This is a genomic window from Halosimplex pelagicum, assembly GCF_013415905.1.
Classification (GTDB): Archaea; Halobacteriota; Halobacteria; order Halobacteriales; family Haloarculaceae; genus Halosimplex; species Halosimplex pelagicum.
Map to the genome: position 1 here is coordinate 4,232,722 of NZ_CP058909.1, position 16,667 is coordinate 4,249,388.

Sequence of the window (16,667 nt, forward strand, 5' to 3'; positions counted from 1 at the left end):
CCGCGGGAAAAACGCTGTCGGTTAGACGGGGTCGCCGGGTTCCGTGTCGCCGTCGTCGCCGCGGTCGCCGCCCGACCGGTCGCGGCCGTCACTCCGGCTGTCGCGGCCGTCGTCCCCGCCGTCGACTCGCGGGCGGTCAGGTTCGTCGGGCGCGGCGTCGGACCGGCTCTCTCGCTCGCGCCCGTCGACCGGTCGAGCGTCGCCCTCGCCGTCCCGGCCGCGCGGCGCGCTCCCGCCGGGGTCGGGCGCGTCGGGCGAGACGGCGGGCACGTCGACCGCCGAGAGGGCGTCCGAGATCACTCGTTCGGGGTCGACGCCCTCGACGGTCGCCTCGGTCGTCATCACGAGCCGGTGGGCCATCGTCGCCCGGGCGAGTCGCTTCACGTCGTCGGGCGTCGCGTAGTCGCGGCCGGCGACCACGGCGCCCGCCCGCACGGCCTCGAACACGCGCTGGACGCCCCGCGGCGAGACGCCGATGTCGGTGCGGCCGTCCTCGCGCGTCTCGCGGGCGATGTCGATGATGTAGCGCCGGACCTTGTCGTCGACGCGCACGTCTTCGGCCAGGTCCTGCAGCGCGAGGACGGTGTCGGGGTCGACCACGGGGTCGACGCTCGGCGCCAGCGACCGGCGGCTGGCCCGCTTGTCGAGCAGGTCCATCTCGCCGTCCACGTCGGGGTACCCCATCGAGGTCTTCACCGCGAAGCGGTCCCGCTGGGCCTCGGGGAGGCGGAAGGTCCCCTCCTGCTCGACGGGGTTCTGCGTCGCGACGACGACGAACGGCTCCGGGAGGTCGTGAGTGGTCCCGTCGACGCTGACCTGGCCTTCCTCCATCGATTCCAGCAAGGCGGCCTGTGTCTTGGGCGGCGCGCGGTTGATCTCGTCGGCCAGGACGACGTTGGTAAAGACCGGCCCCTCGGCGAACTCGAACTCGCGGTCGTGTTCGTTGTAGACGTTCGAGCCCGTCACGTCCGCGGGGAGCAGGTCCGGCGTGAACTGCAGGCGCGTGAACCCGAGCCCGAGCGACTCGGCGAGGACGCGGGCCAGCACCGTCTTCCCCGTGCCCGGCACGTCCTCGACGAGGACGTGTCCCCTCGCGATGACGGCCGAGAGCGTCTCGAACAGCACCGACCGCTCGACGACGACGGCCTCCTCGACCCGCTCGACCACGTCGAGACAGGCCTCGGTCGCCTCGTCGACGGTCAGCTCCTGGTCGGTCATACCGACGCCTGTGACTCCACCGACAAGAAGCTATGCGTTCCGCCGCCGTCTCCGGCTCACCCTCGCAACAGCGCGCCCAGCAGCAGCGTCCCGACGACGGCCGCGGTCATCGCGAGGGTGTGGCCGCCGCCGGTGGTCGTCCGGACCGCGTACAGCGCGGTCGCGCCGAGGACGGCGGCCGCCCCGATCCCGACGGCGAAGACGCCGTGATACAGTTCGAGCCGCCTGGTCTCGGGTCGGTGGCCGAGTTCGGCCGTGAGTCCGAGCCCGAACGAGCCGGCGTCCCAGACGACCAGCGCGCCGGCGACGGTGGCGAACACGAGCGGCGCGGGCAGGCCCATCGAGTCGGCGCCGACCGCCGCCAGGACCAGGCCGGCGGCGGCGAGGGCGGGGCCGCCGGCCCGCCCGGGGAACAGGTCGATCCGGACGGCGACGAGGGCGACCCCGACGGCGACGAGCACCGCCAGCGGCGCGAGCAACACGCCGGCGAGAAAGAGGAAGGGGCTGAAGACGAGGAGCCCGGCCGCCTGCGGGACGACGCCGAACAGCACCACGACCAGGTAGCCGCCGCCGGCCGCGCCGGCCGCGACCGTCCGCGTCTTCCGCTCGTCGTAGCGCTGGGTCACCTGCCGGGCGGCCGCGGCGACGCCGGCCGCCAGGAGCGCGATCCCGCCGACGGCCAGCAGCGGCCCGACGACGAACGCCGACGTGAGCGCTCCGACGACCGTCGTCGCCCCGGGTACGAGCGCCAGCGCGGGCGAGTCGGTGGCGGTGAAGACCAGCGAGACGAGCCCGACGCCGGCCGCGACGATAGCCGCCAGCGAGAGCGCTCGCTCGCCGCGTTCGAGGCGCGCTCGGACGGCGTCGCGTCGCGCTCGCGGCGTCGACTGGACGACGGGGAGCCCCTCCAGCGAGAGCCGGACCGCCCCGAGCACGGCGCCGACGACGAGCAGGAAGCCGATGGCGGCGACCGTCGGGTCTTCCGCGGCGACGGCGCCGTCGACGAGCCGCCAGCCGAGGAATCCCGCTGCGGCCGCGATCGCGGCGCCGAACAGCCAGCACAGGCCGAAGACGTACGAGAGGACGCCCTGCGAGAGCGCGCCCTCCAGCGCCTCGTCGTCGGCCACGTCTGCCCAGGCGGCCGCCGTCCCGAGCAGGGCGAGCGCGTAGCCGCCGACGAGGAACGGGTTCCCGGGCGTCAGCGCGACGAGCACCCCCAACAGCGTCGCGCCCGGGAGAAAGAGGAGGTGCCCGACCACCTTCTCGCCGAGCGTGTCCCTGTCGAGCAGCGCGACGCCGGCGGTCGCCAGCCCAGCGACGAGCCCGAACCCCGTCAGGAAGGTGGGCTGGCCGACGACGAACCCGGTCGCCAGCGCCAGCCCGACGACGGTCACGGCGACGAGGCCGAGGCTCGTCTCGCGGGGCCGTCCCTCGTCGCCGACCGCCGAGGGCCGGTCGAGGCGCGGACCGAACGGCATCAGGCGCCACCTCCGGCGGTGCCCGCCGAGCGCCTGGCCTCGACCGCCAGGGCGTACTCCAGAGCGAGCGCCAGCGGCGTGCCGCGGCGCCAGTCGACGGTGCGCGCGCCGGTCGACTGACAGCGCGCCAGCCGCGTCCGCCGCCGGACGCCGTCGAGTCGCCCGCCGACGGTCGTCGCCGACACCACGTCCGGCGAGACGACGGTCCGCGCCCGCCCGAGCGAGCCCCACGTCTGGACGGCCTCGACCGGCAGCCCGTCCAGCAGCGGCGAGACGAGCAGCAGCTGGGTTCGCGGCCCCGCCAGCTCCGCGACTTTCCGGAACTGGTAGGTCGCGTCGACCGGCGTGTCGGCGTCGTACTCGACGGCGCGCTCGACGCTCGCCGTCAGCCGCGAGCGGTGGTCCGACCCCGCGCCGGGCTCGGTCCAGTCCAGCCCGCCCGGCCCCCGGGCGTTGCGGCCGACGACGGCCAGCCCCACGTCGTGACCGGCTCGCACGAGCGCCGTGAGGGTCCGGACGGCCGCGTAGGCCGACCGCTCGACGGCCGTGGGGCGTCCGGGGCCGGCGGCGACGCGGTTGCGCTCGCGGGCGTCGAGGACGACCGCGACCGTCGTCGAGACGCGCCGCTCGTACTCGACGGTGGCGAGTTCGCCCCGCTGGGCGTAGCCGCGCCAGTCGATGCGGTCGGCGGCGTCGCCGTGGCGGTACTCGCGAGTCGAGTGGAACTGCACGCCCCGGCCCGGTCGGTCGGCCGTGAGTCGGCCGACGAAGTCGTCGCCGCGCTCGGCCAGCGGCGGCGCGCCGGCGTTCAGCCGACAGACCAGCCGCTCGTCGCCCGACGGCGGGAGTTCGGCGGTCGCGACCATCCCGGCACCGCCCGAGCGCAGGCGCGCCCGCGGTGGTTCGAAGTCGTACTCGCCGCGACGGGCGACGACGGTGTACTCCACGGTAGCGGACTCGCCGGGGTCGAGCGTCGCGCCCGCCCGCGGCGACCCGTCGACGACCTGCAGGTCGTCGGGCACCCCGTCGACGAGCCGCAGGTCCGACAGCGTCCGGTCGCCCTCGTTGGTCGCGGTGAGCGCGACCGTGACCGGTCGCCCGGGCGGCGCCGGCGTCGGCTCGACGGTCCGGGAGACGGCCAGGTCCTCGGGGGAGTCGACCGTCGAGAGCGTGCCGTAGGCGACGAACACCAGCGGGATCGCGGCGCCGAGGACGAGCGTCGCGCTGCGGTTCCAGACGCCCGCGACCGCGAGGACGAGCGCCGCCGCGACCGCCCCGCGCCAGCGGACCCGACGCCTACGCATCGTCCCACACCTCCCCGAGCAGGTCCTCGGGGTCCTCGCCGCCCGACTCGTCGGCGCCGGACTCGTCCCCGTCGTCCGGGTCGCCCGTCGCGGCCTCCCGACCCGGCGCTCCGTCCGCGTCGCCGACGCTCTCCCCGTCCGCATCGCCGTCCTCGCCGGCCCGTCGTTGCCCGGACGCGCCCGCCCGCTGGAGCGTCCCGTCGGCGGCCCGCTGGAGGCTCCCGAGCGCGGGCGCGAGGGTCGGGACCGTCCGCGGGGCGTCCTGCCCGACCACGGGCGGGAGTTCGCGCTCGGCCGCGTCGTCGATGGCCGCGACCGCGCGGGCGGTCCCCCGGCGGACGACCCGCTCGGGGAACAGCCAGGCGCGCAGACGCGCCCGGAGCGACACCCGCGGCAGGTCGACGCGCTCGTCGACGACCGCCGCGGCGACGCGGTCGTCGGTCCAGGCGCCGGTCGCCAGGAGCTCGTCCGCGTCGTCGGTGTCGGCCCCGCCGGCGACGAGGACGCCGGTCAGCGCCTCCCGGAGCGGCGGCCGGACGACCGCGAACCCCTCCTCGACCGTCTCGGCGTCCCTGGCGCGCTCGCGGGCGTCGCCGACGAGCGCCGCGAGTTCGTCGCCGGTCACGTCCGCCGGGTCGGCGGTCTCCTCGGGCGTCCCGTCGACCAGCGCGCCGCCCTCGTCCCAGGGCGGCGGCGCGACCGTCTCCCCGTCGGCGCCCGACCGGTAGAGCTTGACCGCCGCGACGGCCAGCCCGGTCAGGACGACGAACAGCGCGCCGGAGCCGGCCTCCGAGGCCGTCACCGGCGTGAGCGCGACCGCCAGCAGCAGTCCCGCGCCGATGGCGACCGTCCCCGCGACGCCGACCAGCCCCGCGAGCCAGCGGTTCACGACTCCTCCCCCTCCGCTCGCTCCCGCTCGCGATCGATGGCGTCGAACGCTTCCCGGGCGCGCTCGCTCCGGTCGTCGGTCGCCCGGTCGCCGTACTCGACCTCGCGGAAGGCGTCGGTCAGCGCGCGCACCGGCCGCTCGGGCAGCCCCCGATCGATGGCCGCCCGCGACACCTCGCCCGGCGTCGACTGGCGCCACCTGCGGGGGCGGACCCGCCTGGCGAACCGCCGCCAGAGCGCCCGGATCGAGCGCCGCTTTCGGTCGTTCTCGTCGCTCCCCGTCTCCTCGGAGCCGGTCGCGACCGCCGAGCGGTCGCCCTCGTCCGCCCCCTGGTCGGTATCGGGCTCCGCGCGAGTCCACCGGCGGTAGGCGACGACGGCGATCCAGAGACCGACCAGGCCGCCGAGGAACCCGAGCGCCCCGAACCGGTAGGTGAGGCCAGCGAGCACTCCGGCGGCGAGGACCGCGGCCGCGACGCGGCGGAGGGTGAAGCGGGACGCGAGCGCCCGCCGGACCCGACCGGGGAGCGCGCGGAGCCAGTCCCACAGCCGGGCGGCAAGCCCACGGACCGACAGCGGGAGGGCCGCGACCCGACTCGCGATCCGTCCGAGCAGCGCCCCGAGTCCGTCGATCCCGGCCGCCACGCCGTCGGCGACCGCGAGCGCCGTTCGGCGGATCCAGGCGACGAACCCGCCGGACCGCTCGGCGACCGTCCGGCTACCGGACGCGACGCTCCGGCGGTGGCGGACCGCGGCGCCGAGGGCGAGGAGGCCGCCCGAGACGAGCAGTCCGAGTCCCTCGCCGACGGCCAGGCCGACGAACAGGACGGCGACCGCGGCCCACCACGTCGCGACGCTCCGGGCGGCGCTCCGGCCGCGGACGCGCGCGGCGACGCCGGTCCCGACGACGCCGGCGACCAGCAGGAGCGCGCTCGCGACCATCGTCGACGCGTAGGCGGTCCACAGCGGGACCGTCGTCGACTGCCGGTCGGTCTCGACCGCCACCGTCCCGCGCGGGTCCGCCGGGAGCGCGAAGCCGACCGTCCCGTTCCCGTCGGTCGATCCCAGACGCGAGCCGCCGAGGGTGACGCGGGCGTCGGCAGCCGGTTCGGGCCCCGCGGCGGCGGTCACCAGCGCCGGCTCGCCGGGGACGGGCAGTCCCTCCTGGGGGACGAGCGCGGCGTCGAGCAGCCACACGTCGACCGTCGTCGACCCCGAGAAGTCGCCGCGCTCGACCGTCACCGACAGCTCCGCCGCGTCGGTCGGGACCGCGAGTTCGTAGCGCCCGTTCGCGGTCGTCCGGCCGACGCGCTCGCCGTCGACGCTAACGGTCGCCTCGCGCATCGGCACGTCTTCGACCGCCGCGAGGAGCGTCACGTTCGTCCCGGGGTAGGGGCCGCCGACGACCGTGAGGTTCGCCGACCCCCGGACCGCGTAGGTGGCGGTGTCGTTCTCCTCGCCGTCCTGCGATCGCGCGGTCGCCGCCTCCCGGTCGAGCGCATCGAACTCGGGAGTCCCGCCGGCGAGCGCGTCGAGGCCGACGCCCGCGAGCGACGCGTCGCGGACGCTCGACAACTCGCCGTTCGCGTCGCTCCCGTCGGAACCGGAGTCGTACGGCCGCCGGAAGAACTCGCAGTCCTCGCCGGGCACCTGCACCGTGACGTTCAGGTCCCGGGTGTACGGCGCGCGGCCGCTGACGCCGCCGGTCGCGTCGGTCCGGCCGACGAAGCGGTCGCCGAACCAGACCGGGACCGCCTCGGCGGGCTCCAGGTCGTCGTACACGCTGATCCGAACGATTCCGCCCGGAACCGGTTCGTTCTCGACGACGACGCCGCAGCCGCGTTCGGTCGGCGGCGCGTCGTCGTCGGGCACCGGGATCGGCCTGCCGTCCTCGGCGATGACGCCGCCTCCGCCGTCGCCGCCGGACCCGTCGTCGCCGCCCGCGCCCCCACCTCCGGCACCGTCGCCGCCTCGTTCCCCGGATTCGCCGCCGCTGCCGCCCGACCCGGACTCGCCGTCGCCGGACCCGCTACTCCCCTGGCCGCTCGCCCCGTCGCCGCTGCCCGAACCGCTCCCCGGTCCGAGCCCGCCGGCGTCGGGCGCGATCGGGGCGACGAACGCGGCGACGACGAGCCCGAGCAGACAGAGCGCGACGAGCGCGGCCTGCCGGCGGTCGACACCCGCGGCTTCCCGGCTCGTCTCGCCCGTCGGTTCGGTCTCTGACACGGTCGTGGCCCCCTCGTCCGGCACCGCGGCGCGGCCGTCGCCGCGGTCGCCGGGTAGTCGTACTCCTGTCAGGTGGGGTGGATAATCAATCGTCCGGTCGCGGGAGTCGCCGCGGCGTCGCGGGACCGCCGGGCGGGGGGATGGCCGGGACCGATGCCTTCATTCACGGGGGACGCCTACCCGCGACCGACATGCGCGTGCGCGACTGGCAGGACATCCTGGAAGACGTCGTGGAGAGCGACGCCGACCCCGGCGGCTGGCGCGCGGCCGGCGGCGACCGCGCGGGCGGTATCGGGGAGGACCTGTACTTCGGGCACCCCGCGGTGGGGGTGTTCCAGGTCAAGACCTACGCGAAGAACCCCTACGAGGTCCAGGGGGTCGGCGCCGAAGTCGCACGCAGGATCGACGACGACCTCGACCCGCTGTTCCCCGAGGAGCCGGGCGACGGCGGGATGTTCGGCGTCCAGCAGCCGATGGAGGACGAGTCGGCGGCCGAGGACGCGGCCACCGAACTCGAAGAGGTGGTGCAGGCCCACGCCGACGCGCCGACGACGCCCGACGCGCTGTTCGAGGACGTGATGGACACGCTGGACTCGCCGGCCTACGGCCCGATGGAGTACGACCAGTACGGTCGGCCCGACCGGGTCGAGGACCTGGCGGACACCTTCGAGGAGGCCGAACAGCTGCTCGACTCCGAGCTGGACGACCTGATCGACGAGAACGTCGACAGAGGGTTCCAGTGATGGCCGCCGTCGACCGGGTCCGGGCCTACTACGACGCGCTCCGCGAAGGGGAGCCGCTGGCGCCCTTCTTCGCCCCGGTCGACGGCGCGGTCAAGGTCGGCATCTCCGAGCGGCTCGTCGGCGGCGAGAGCGTCGCCGACGGATTGGCCGACCAGACCGAGCGGACGACCGACTGGAGCGTCGGGAGCCGCGACCTGCGGGTCACCGAGCGGGAGGGCCACGCCTGGTTCGGCGACCGCGTCTCGCTGGCGTGGACCGACACCGAGCGGCGCATCCGCTACGAGTTCGACACCCGCTGGACCGGCACGCTCGAACTGCGCGCGGAGCCCGACGAGGAGCCCGAGTCGCCGGTCGACGACGGGGGCGACGGCGGCGGGACGGCGACGGACGGGCGCGGCGACCGCTGGCAGTTCGTCGCGATGCACGTCAGTACCGCGAGGGATCTCTGATGGACCGGACGACGCCGCGTTCGGAGGGCGAGCACTGATGGTCGATCCCATCTCCGCGGAGGAGCGCTCGGCGTTCAACCGCCGGGTCGTCTACGGGGCGACGCTGCTGGTGGGCCTCTCGGCGGGGTTGATCACGCTGCAGATCGAGACGACGGCGGTCCAGACGGCCGGTGCGGTCGCCCTCGGACTGCTCGTCGGCTACCCCCTCGCGAAGTACGTCGTCCCGACCGGCCCCGCGCCGGCCGACCGCCAGCGCGAGCGCCTCGACCGCGAGAACCCCTTCACCGACGGCGGCGACGGCTCGGACGACACCGAGCCGGACGGTTCGGGGGGCGGAGACGGGTCGGGACACGGTGACGAGTCGCGGCGTTCCGGTGACTACGGGCGGCGCTGACGGGTCGGTGCTCGGTGCAAAACCGGTTTCTGCGAGTTACTCCGCGACGCGAGCGAGCCACAGCGTCGGGTCGTCGAGTTCGGCGTCGGTCGGGAGAGTCTCGGGCGACTCCCAGACCGCGGAGGCGCCGGCGACGCCGCGCTCGTCTGCGACGGCGTCGAAGAAGGCCTTCCCGCGCTCGTACTGGCGCCGTTTCATGCCGAGGCCGAGCAGGCGGCGCATCACGCGCGAGAGGGGACCGCGACCGCGGCGGCGGGCCTCGACCTTCTCGCGGAGGTCGGCGTACTCGTCGTCGAACGCGCGGTCCATGACGAGTTCGGCGTAGCCCTCGACGGCGGTCATCGTCGTGTCGAGGTCTTTCAGCGCCTCCCGGTCGAGGCTCCCCTCGCCGAGCGCCGCGACGGCGCCCTCCATCGTCGATTCGAGGTGGTCCGAGAGCCAGGGCGCGGCGCCGAACTCCGCGGCGTGGGCCACCTCGTGGAAGGCGATCCAGCGGCGGAACCGGTCGAAGTCGGCGTCGAGGGCGTCGGCGACCTTCTCGATGTTCGGGTGGACGAAGTACAGCGCGTGGTCGTCGCCCTCGGCGAGCAGCAGGGGGTCGTACTGGCCGAGGACGTTGTTGCCGAGGAAGGCGAGCGCGACGCTCATGGTCCCGGTGTTGACCACGCGGCTGGCGCCGGGGAACATCGTCACCTGCTCCTCCAGCGGGCGCATCACCCGCTCGAAGGTGGCGACGTTGGCGTCGATCCAGTGGTGGCGGGTCTGGATCTCGACGACCTCGGGCAGGTCGAACTCGACCGCGCCGACCGAGCGGACGCGGTCGCGCGCGTCGCGAACGTCCGCGGCGTAGGCGGCCTCCTCCTCGGACGTGAGCGCGATCGATCCGGGGTCGGTCGAGGCCTTCGCGGCGTCTCCGACGGCGGTCCAGTCGACCGGCCCGTCGCCCGACGCCGTCGTGACCGCCCGGACGCTCTCGTACAGTCCCATACCTGACCCACGTCATCCGACGGGATAGGCCTTCTCCCCGCCCCGGGAGGTTAGAGCCGCGCTCGCAGCCCGCCGCTCTCGGCCTCCCCCGAGTCGCCCGTTTCGAGGACCGGCTCGCCGGACCCGCCGAGGATCCGTCGGAGCGCGACGACCCCGAGGACGAGCCCGACGAACGCGAAGACGATGCCGAACGGGTTGGCCCCGCCGCCGTCGGTCGTCGACTCGGTCGCCTCGTCGCCCTCGTCCTCGCCGAACGGGAGGTCGATCCCGGCGTCTTCGTCGGCCTCGCCGCTGCTGTACGGTGCGTTCGCGGTGAACTCGGCGCCGTCGAGGTGGACTTCCAGAAGGGTGAACTTCGCCATGGGGCTTGGTTCGACGACCGGCCGGAAAGGGGTTTCCCCGGCGACTGCGGCCTCGTCGATCGTTCGTCCCCCGGCGCGTCCCGCCGACACCCGGCACTTCTTTGGGGTGGCCGCCGAGGCGAGCGTATGGCCCCGGAGATCACGAAGATAGAGAGCGTCGAGTTCGCCTACGAGATCCCCGAGATGGGGACCGACCACCACGGGTTCAACCTCGTCTACGAACCGGGCGAGAGCGTCGAGCGGAAGCTATTCGCCGTCACCGTCCACACCGACGAGGGGATCACCGGCGAGTACGTCGGCGGCAACTCCCCCGGCGCCGCCCAGATCAACACCTTCGCCGACTACCTCGTCGGGAAGAACCCCCTCGCCCGCGAGAAACACTGGTCGGAGATCAAGCGCGCCCTGCGCAAGTACGACCGCATGGGCATCGGCCCCGTCGACATCGCGCTGTGGGACTTCGCCGGCAAGTACCACGACGCGCCGATCCACGAGCTGCTCGGCACCTACCGCGAGCGCATCCCCGCCTACGCCTCGACGTACCACGGCGACGAGAACGGCGGCCTCGAAACCCCCGAGGACTTCGCGGACTTCGCCGAGGAGTGTCTCGACCTGGGCTACCCCGGCTTCAAGATCCACGGCTGGGGCGGCAGCGACGGCTCCCGGGACCTGACACGGGAGCTCGACGCCGTCCACGCCGTCGGCGACCGCGTCGGCGACGAGATGGACCTGATGCACGACCCCGCCTGCGAGCTGGAGACGCTGGCCGACGCCGTCAAGCTCGGTCGCGCGCTGGACGAACAGGAATTCTTCTGGTACGAGGACCCCTACCGCGACGGGGGAGTCTCCCAGCACGCCCACCGCAAGCTTCGCCAGCAGCTCGACACCCCCATCCTCCAGACCGAACACGTCCGCGGGCTCGAACCGTTCACGGACTTCATCGACGCCGAGGCGACCGACTTCGTCCGCGCCGATCCGGAGTACGACGGCGGCATCACCGGCGCGATGAAGCGCGCCCGTGTCGCCGAGGGCCACGGTCTCGACGTGGAGTTCCACGCGCCGGGTCCCGCACAGCGACACTGCATCGCCGCCACCAGAAATAGCAACTACTACGAGATGGCGCTGGTCCACCCCGACGCGCCCAACACGACGCCGCCGGTGTACGCCGGCGACTACGAGGACCAGCTCGACAGCGTCGACGACGAGGGCACAGTCCCCGTCCCCGACGGCCCCGGCCTCGGCGTCGACTACGACTGGGACTACATCGAAGCGAACGCGACCGGGAGCGTCCACGTCTACGAGTAGTCCGACGGGTCGCTAGCCCGGCTGTGGTCGATCGCCCGTCGGACGCCTGATCTCGACCGGGAACGAACACTTCGCTGTCCGGTCGAACATCTCGACGGAGACGTTCACCCGGTCGGGAAGGCTGTGGCGGAGCGCCCGGCGGGTGGGGCCGGTCAGCGGTACGTCGCGGACGACGACGCGGTCGAAACCGCCCGTAAACCGGACGCCGCTGTCGCCGGTGGTGAACCGGGCGTCGAGCAACTCCCGGAGTCGGTCCGTAGCGGCGTCCTTCCCGGACCAGCAGGCGTACACCTCGAACGGTTCGAACGCCCGCTCGTTGCCACTGCCCGACACCCAGAAGCGGACCGTGTCGTTCTCCGGGTAGTAGTGGGCCGGGCCGTAGTCGTCGGGCGCGTGGTCGATCGCCAGGGTGTCGTCGACCGGCTGGATGGTCGTCGGCCAGAAGCCCACTAGGACGAACCCGACGACCACGAGCGGGACAACGACCACACCGCCTCTCGCGAGCGCGCGGAGCACGCCCGATAGTTCCGCCGGACCGACAAATACCTTCCCCGTCCAGGCATCGACCGGCTCCGTCCCCGCCGGCCCCGTCGAAGCCACTAAGCCGCCGTCGTCCCGAGCGGTCGCCATGCGCCTGTTCTGGCACCGGCGGGATCTACGCGTCCGGGACAACCGCGGGCTGGCGACCGCCGCGGCGGATGGCCCGGTCGTCTCCGTGTTCGTCCGCGACACCGACCTGCTCGACCGCCTGGGGGACCGACAGCGCGCCTTCTTCCTGCGCGGCGTCCGCCGCCTGCGCGAGTCCTACCGCGACCTGGGGAGCGACCTGATCGTCCGCGAGGGCCGTCCGAGCGACGTGCTCCCGGAACTGGCCGAGGAGTTCGGCGCCGAGGCCGTCGTCTACAACGAGCACTACCGGCCGGAACGGCGCGACCGGCAGAACGAGGTCGACGCCGCCTGCGCCGACGCCGGTCTGGCGACCGCCGGCGAGACGGATCTGGTGCTCGTCGACCCCGCTCGACTGGACGAGCGCTACCCGAACCACGGCCGGTTCCGCGACGCCTGGCAGGCGGTCCCGAAGGAGCCGCTCGCGCCGGCGCCCGACGCCGAGGACCTCGCATCCCCCGACGGTGTCGACCCCGGGACGGTCCCGGAGGAGCCGACGGCCGACATCGAACTCCCCGCAGCCGGCTATCGAGCCGCTCGCGAGCGGTACGACGACTTTCTCGCGAACGGTATCGACAGCTACCGCGCCAGTCGGGACGACCTCGCGCGGGCGGTCGAGGCTCCGACCCTCGCGGTCTCGCGCATGTCGCCGTACCTCGCGGCGGGCATGATCGGGGTCCGCGAGGTGTGGGCGGACGCGAGCGAGCGCCGCGAGGCGGCGACGGGCGAGGAGTGCGACCAGGTCTGGAAGTACCTCGACGAACTCACCTGGCGGGAACAGCAGTACCACCTGCTGTACTGCGACCCCGACCTGCCGACGAAGAACTACAAGTCGATCCCCAACGAGATCGAGTGGCGCGACGACGCCGACGAGTTCGACGCCTGGAAGCGCGGCGAGACGGGCTATCCGCTGGTCGACGCGGGCATGCGCCAACTGCGCGAGGAGGGGTACGTCCACAACCGGCCGCGCCAGGTCGTCGCTTCCTTCCTCACGAAGCATCTGCTGGTCGACTGGCGGAAGGGACGGCGACACTTCGCCGAGCAGCTGGTCGACCACGACCCCGCGTCTAACGCGGGGAACTGGCAGTGGATCGCCTCGACGGGCATCGACTCGGTGGACGTGCGCATCTTCGACCCCGTCGCGCAGGCGAGCAAGTACGACGACGAGGCGCGGTTCGTGAAGGCGTACGTCCCGGAACTGCGGGACGTACCGGCGGGGGAGGTGGTCGACTGGCCGACCCTCCCGCCCGACGAGCGCGAGCGGCTCGCGCCGGAGTACCCGGACCCGATCGTCGACCGGGACGCGGCCTACGAGCGCGCCCAGCGGGTCTTCGAACGGGCGCTGGGGAAGCGATGACTGGCGGGGAGGGGCCGGGCGAGGGTCCGGTGTTCGCCGACGCACCGGCGGACGCCCGCGTCTGCGTCGTCGCGACGCGGCCGGCGACGTTCGAGCGCTGTCGCGAGGGGTTCTACCCGGCGCCGGCCTCGTACGACCGGACCGACGAACCGTTCGAGTTCGTGGCGTTCTACCGCACGGCGCCCGTCTCGGCCGTCACGCACGTCGCTCGCGTGACCGAGCGGGTCGACCAGCGCCGCGACGAGCCCGGACCGCTCTCGGCGCGCGACTGGACGGCGACGATCGACCCGTTCGTCGACACCGACGCCGTCGTCGTCTTCGAACTGGCCGGTCTCGAACCGCTGGCCGACCCGGTCGAGAACGACCTGCGCGGGCTGCGCGGTGCCTGGTACTGCACGGTCGCGGATCTGAACGCCGCGACGACCCTGTCCGACCTGACCGACCGCGGCGATTCGGGCTGACGACTGCCGGGGAACGGCCGCGGGGACGGGTCGCCGGGAGGCGGCCACGGGGACGGGTCACCGGGAGGCGACCACGGGAACGGGCGTCGGGCAACAGCCAAGTCCCCGCCGGGTGATGCGGTAGCCATGACGACCTATCGCGCGGGCATCGTCGGGGCCGGGGGCATCGCCGGCCTCGGCATCCTCGGGATGCACGACGAGGAGGACATCGGCGAGAAGAAGTTCACGGCCAGCCACGCCGGCGGCTACGCGGCGACCGACGGCGTCGAACTCGTCGCTGTCACCGACGTGGACGAGGACAAGCTCGACCGCTTCGGCGAGGCGTGGGAGATCCCGCCCGAGCGGCGCTACGTCGGACACGAGGCCATGCTCGACGCCGAGGATCTCGACGCCGTCTCGGTGTGTACCCCCTCCTTTCTCCACCGCGACCACGTCGTCGACGCGGCCCGGTCGGCGGCGGACCCGGACGTGATCTGGTGCGAGAAACCCGTCGCCGCCTCGGTCACGGGCGCCGAGGAGATGGTCGACGTGTGCGAGGAGACCGACACCGAGCTGCTCGTCAACCACTCGTTCCGGTTCACGGAGAAACAGGAGCGGCTGCGCGAACTCGTTCGCGAGGAGGGGATCCTCGGGGACGTACACTCGGTGTCGATGCAGTTCCGGATGGAGCTGCTGCGGAACTCGACGCACCTGCTGGACATGCTCGTCTCGCTGCTGGACGCCCGGGCCGAGCGCGTCTCCGGGCACATCACCGGCGAGAACGAGGCCGTCGACTCGCTGGAGGCCGACGACGGCTCCGGCGAGGGGCCGACCGTTGACGACGCCGGCGGCGGCGGGTTCGTCGTCATGGACGACGGCACGTTCGCGACCGTCGACTGCACGATCCCGCGGGCCGATTCGTCGATGACGATGCAGTTCGTCGGAACGGAGGGCAAACTCTACCTCAACAACGACGACGGCGAGTGGCGCTACTGGCGGCTGGAAGAGGGCGACCACGTCGAGGAGGACCTCGCCGAGCACGGCATCGAGGGCGCCTGGACGTGGGACGACGACTACGAGCGGGCGTTCCCCAACGCCGCCCGCCACGTGGAGGAACTGCTGGACGGGACCGCGGAGAACCGCTCGACCGGTCGGGAAGCGACCCGCTCGCTGGAGATCATCGTCGGGTTCTACCTCTCCCATTACACCGGCGGGCAGGTGTCGGTCCCGCTCGACCGCCCGCTGCGCGACGCCGAGATCACGTCGTGGTGAGGCCGTCGTCCCCGGTCGGTCGGCCGCCAGACGTGCGATTCAAGCACGTTCGCACGAACGGGACCGCATGGAGCGAGACCACAGGGCGTTTCTGGAGGATCTGCTCTCGACGGCGAGCCCGTCGGGCTACGAGGTACCGGGCCAGCGGGTCTGGGTCGACTACGTCGAATCGTTCGCCGACGAGGTGCGCGTCGACGAGTACGGCAACGCGGTCGCCGTCCACGAGGGCGACGCGGACACCGACGCGTCGGTCGCCTTCGCCGGCCACGGCGACGAGATCGGGTTCGTCGTCCGGGAGGTCACCGACGACGGCTTCCTGACGATCGGCCGCGTCGGCGGGTCGGACAAGACGGTCGTCCAGGGCCAGCACGTCACCGTCCACACCGACGACGGCCCCGTCGAAGGGGTCGTCGGGCAGACGGCGATCCACCTGCGGGACGCCGACGACGACTCGGCTCCGGACATCGCCGAACAGCACGTCGACATCGGCGTCGAAGACGGCGAGACGGCCGAGGACCTCGTCGAGGTCGGCGACCCGGTCACCTTCGCCCAGCGCGTCCGTGAACTGGAGGACGGGCGGCTGACCGCCCGCGGGATGGACAACCGGGTCGGTATCTGGGCGGCCGCCGAGGGGCTGCGCCGGGCCGTCGAGGCCGGGGCGGCGGCGACGGTGTACGCGGTCAGCACGGTCCAGGAGGAGGTCGGGCTCCGAGGCGCGCAGATGGTCGGGTTCGACCTGGACCCCGACGCGGTGGTCGCCTGCGACGTGACCCACGCGACGGACTCGCCGGGCGTTCCGGGGGAGAAGTCGACCGGCGTCGAACTCGGCGAGGGGCCCGTGGTCGCCCGCGGGAGCGCGAACCACCCGGCGCTCGTGGCGGCCGTGCGCGAGGTGGCCGACGGCGAGGGGATCGACGTACAGCTCCAGGCGACGGGGACGCGGACCGGCACGGACGCGGACGCCTTCTACACCGCACGGGGCGGGACGCCGGCGCTGAACCTCGGGCTGCCCAACCGGTACATGCACACGCCGGTCGAAGTGATCGACGCCGACGACCTGGACGCGACGGCGGACCTGCTGGGCGCCGTGGGCGCCGCGGCGGACGCCCACGCCCCGTTCGGCGTGGACATCTGAGCGCGACCGGGGCACATCGGGGAGTGGGCCCGTCTGCGGGGCGATTGGGCAAGCGGTACGTTTATGCACGCGACGGCAGGCAGTCTGGGTATGAGTGGACGACCGCTGGACGTGCTGGAGGCGTCGCTCGGCGAGGAGGTCACGGTTCGTCTGAAGGGCGGCGAGGAGTACGTCGGCGACCTCTCTGGGTACGACCAGCACATGAATCTGGTCCTCGAGGACGACCAAGACACAACGATTATACGCGGCGACAACGTCGTCTCGATCAACCCATGACTGGTGCAGGAACCCCGAGTCAGGGGAAGAAGAACACCACGACACACGTCAAGTGTCGCCGGTGCGGTGAGAAATCGTATCACGTCAAGAACAAAGTCTGTGCGTCCTGCGGGTTCGGCAAGTCGGCCAAGCGACGGGACTACGCCTGGCAGGACAAAGCGGGCGAGTAA

General features: G+C 73.3%; 18 protein-coding genes. 10 read left to right on the forward strand and 8 right to left on the reverse strand.

Annotated features, from left to right (window positions below; all coding sequences use genetic code 11):
* Positions 1 to 21: 21 nt before the first annotated feature.
* Genes HZS54_RS21065 through HZS54_RS21085 form a run of 5 tightly spaced genes read right to left on the reverse strand, consistent with a single transcriptional unit; the run spans position 22 to position 7,114 of the window.
* Positions 22 to 1,218: an AAA family ATPase gene (locus HZS54_RS21065; RefSeq protein ID WP_179919073.1), complete on the reverse strand. Its 1,197-nt coding sequence runs from the start codon at positions 1,216 to 1,218 to the stop codon at positions 22 to 24.
* A gap of 56 nt (positions 1,219 to 1,274) precedes the next feature.
* Positions 1,275 to 2,696, reverse strand: a complete 1,422-nt coding sequence (locus tag HZS54_RS21070) for a DUF7519 family protein (protein WP_179919074.1) — start codon at positions 2,694 to 2,696, stop codon at positions 1,275 to 1,277.
* Positions 2,696 to 4,000: a DUF7507 domain-containing protein gene (locus HZS54_RS21075; RefSeq protein WP_179919075.1), complete on the reverse strand. Its 1,305-nt coding sequence runs from the start codon at positions 3,998 to 4,000 to the stop codon at positions 2,696 to 2,698. The genes HZS54_RS21070 and HZS54_RS21075 overlap by 1 nt, the downstream gene beginning before the upstream one ends.
* Positions 3,993 to 4,889 carry a DUF7269 family protein gene (locus tag HZS54_RS21080; protein WP_179919076.1) on the reverse strand — a complete coding sequence of 299 codons (897 nt, stop codon included), beginning with the start codon at positions 4,887 to 4,889 and terminating at the stop codon, positions 3,993 to 3,995. The genes HZS54_RS21075 and HZS54_RS21080 overlap by 8 nt, the downstream gene beginning before the upstream one ends.
* Positions 4,886 to 7,114, reverse strand: a complete 2,229-nt coding sequence (locus tag HZS54_RS21085) for a DUF4129 domain-containing protein (protein WP_179919077.1) — start codon at positions 7,112 to 7,114, stop codon at positions 4,886 to 4,888. The genes HZS54_RS21080 and HZS54_RS21085 overlap by 4 nt, the downstream gene beginning before the upstream one ends.
* Positions 7,115 to 7,305: 191 nt before the next feature.
* Here HZS54_RS21085 and HZS54_RS21090 point away from each other — a divergent pair, with 191 nt between their 5' ends.
* Genes HZS54_RS21090 through HZS54_RS21100 form a run of 3 tightly spaced genes read left to right on the forward strand, consistent with a single transcriptional unit; the run spans position 7,306 to position 8,700 of the window.
* Positions 7,306 to 7,857: a hypothetical protein gene (locus tag HZS54_RS21090; protein ID WP_179919078.1), complete on the forward strand. Its 552-nt coding sequence runs from the start codon at positions 7,306 to 7,308 to the stop codon at positions 7,855 to 7,857.
* The gene (locus HZS54_RS21095) at positions 7,857 to 8,306 is read left to right on the forward strand and encodes a hypothetical protein (protein ID WP_179919079.1); all 450 of its coding nucleotides are present in this window, start codon (positions 7,857 to 7,859) and stop codon (positions 8,304 to 8,306) included. Before HZS54_RS21090 ends, HZS54_RS21095 begins: the two co-directional genes overlap by 1 nt.
* A 37-nt stretch (positions 8,307 to 8,343) precedes the next feature.
* Positions 8,344 to 8,700, forward strand: a complete 357-nt coding sequence (locus HZS54_RS21100) for a hypothetical protein (protein ID WP_179919080.1) — start codon at positions 8,344 to 8,346, stop codon at positions 8,698 to 8,700.
* A 36-nt stretch (positions 8,701 to 8,736) separates the two neighbouring features.
* On the opposite strand, the gene HZS54_RS21105 is transcribed toward HZS54_RS21100, so the two are convergent.
* Both HZS54_RS21105 and HZS54_RS21110 read right to left on the reverse strand, forming a co-directional pair.
* Positions 8,737 to 9,687, reverse strand: coding sequence for a zinc-dependent metalloprotease (locus tag HZS54_RS21105; RefSeq protein ID WP_179919081.1), 951 nt, complete (start codon positions 9,685 to 9,687; stop codon positions 8,737 to 8,739).
* A gap of 50 nt (positions 9,688 to 9,737) precedes the next feature.
* Positions 9,738 to 10,049, reverse strand: a complete 312-nt coding sequence (locus HZS54_RS21110; protein ID WP_179919082.1) for a hypothetical protein — start codon at positions 10,047 to 10,049, stop codon at positions 9,738 to 9,740.
* 126 nt (positions 10,050 to 10,175) lie between these two features.
* Here HZS54_RS21110 and HZS54_RS21115 point away from each other — a divergent pair, with 126 nt between their 5' ends.
* The gene (locus HZS54_RS21115; protein ID WP_179919083.1) at positions 10,176 to 11,351 is read left to right on the forward strand and encodes an enolase C-terminal domain-like protein; all 1,176 of its coding nucleotides are present in this window, start codon (positions 10,176 to 10,178) and stop codon (positions 11,349 to 11,351) included.
* Positions 11,352 to 11,363: 12 nt separating this feature from the next.
* Here HZS54_RS21115 and HZS54_RS21120 read toward each other — a convergent pair whose 3' ends face one another.
* Positions 11,364 to 11,867, reverse strand: a complete 504-nt coding sequence (locus tag HZS54_RS21120) for a hypothetical protein (protein ID WP_179919084.1) — start codon at positions 11,865 to 11,867, stop codon at positions 11,364 to 11,366.
* A gap of 112 nt (positions 11,868 to 11,979) precedes the next feature.
* Here HZS54_RS21120 and HZS54_RS21125 point away from each other — a divergent pair, with 112 nt between their 5' ends.
* The 6 genes from HZS54_RS21125 (at position 11,980) to HZS54_RS21150 (ending at position 16,667) form a co-directional block, all read left to right on the forward strand.
* Positions 11,980 to 13,374, forward strand: coding sequence for a cryptochrome/photolyase family protein (locus HZS54_RS21125; RefSeq protein ID WP_179919085.1), 1,395 nt, complete (start codon positions 11,980 to 11,982; stop codon positions 13,372 to 13,374).
* Entirely contained in the window at positions 13,371 to 13,835 is a 465-nt protein-coding gene (locus tag HZS54_RS21130; protein WP_179919086.1) for a hypothetical protein, read from the forward strand. The genes HZS54_RS21125 and HZS54_RS21130 overlap by 4 nt, the downstream gene beginning before the upstream one ends.
* 126 nt (positions 13,836 to 13,961) lie before the next feature.
* Positions 13,962 to 15,086, forward strand: coding sequence for a Gfo/Idh/MocA family protein (locus HZS54_RS21135; protein WP_179919087.1), 1,125 nt, complete (start codon positions 13,962 to 13,964; stop codon positions 15,084 to 15,086).
* A 67-nt stretch (positions 15,087 to 15,153) separates the two neighbouring features.
* Positions 15,154 to 16,221 carry a M20/M25/M40 family metallo-hydrolase gene (locus tag HZS54_RS21140; protein WP_179919088.1) on the forward strand — a complete coding sequence of 356 codons (1,068 nt, stop codon included), beginning with the start codon at positions 15,154 to 15,156 and terminating at the stop codon, positions 16,219 to 16,221.
* A 90-nt stretch (positions 16,222 to 16,311) separates the two neighbouring features.
* On the forward strand, positions 16,312 to 16,497 hold the full coding sequence (locus tag HZS54_RS21145) for an LSM domain-containing protein (protein ID WP_006884058.1): 186 nt from the start codon (positions 16,312 to 16,314) through the stop codon (positions 16,495 to 16,497).
* Positions 16,494 to 16,667, forward strand: a complete 174-nt coding sequence (locus HZS54_RS21150; RefSeq protein ID WP_179919089.1) for a 50S ribosomal protein L37e — start codon at positions 16,494 to 16,496, stop codon at positions 16,665 to 16,667. Before HZS54_RS21145 ends, HZS54_RS21150 begins: the two co-directional genes overlap by 4 nt.